General features: G+C 36.2%; 1 protein-coding gene. It reads left to right on the top strand.

Annotated features, from left to right (window positions below; translation table 11 throughout):
* Positions 1 to 390: HAD family hydrolase (locus CHM34_RS18785; protein ID WP_141201800.1), on the top strand; the 390-nt coding region annotated here is incomplete at both ends.

Here is a 390-nt window from a genome sequence, read left to right as displayed (position 1 = left end):
AGATGGCACGTTAATTGAATTTGATAGAAGTTGGGAAAAAATAGGGGTACGATTTGTACAATCATTGCTTGAGACTTTCCCAGTACATAATAAAGAAGCTGCTTTAAGACAACTCGGTGTCATTAAAGAATCTATTGATCCAAAATCAGTGATGGGTTCAGGATCTTTACAACAAATTATCCAAGCATTTAATGATGTGACGGGACAAGATACAACCGACTGGTCCAAGTCAACAAGTCAAAAGCTGGTAGATGAACGTATTCCTGAAATTAATTGGGTAGAAGGTGTTAAAGAAGCACTTATCGATTTGAAAGCAAAAGGCTATCAACTTGGTATTGTTACGAGTGATACTAAAAAAGGTGTAGAACAATTTTTAGCACATACCAATGC

This window comes from Paludifilum halophilum (genome assembly GCF_002245355.1).
Lineage (GTDB): Bacteria > Bacillota > Bacilli > Thermoactinomycetales > DSM-45169 > Paludifilum > Paludifilum halophilum.
The sequence above is the reverse complement of the archived record's forward strand: the minus strand, read 5'-3'. Positions and strand labels throughout refer to the sequence as shown.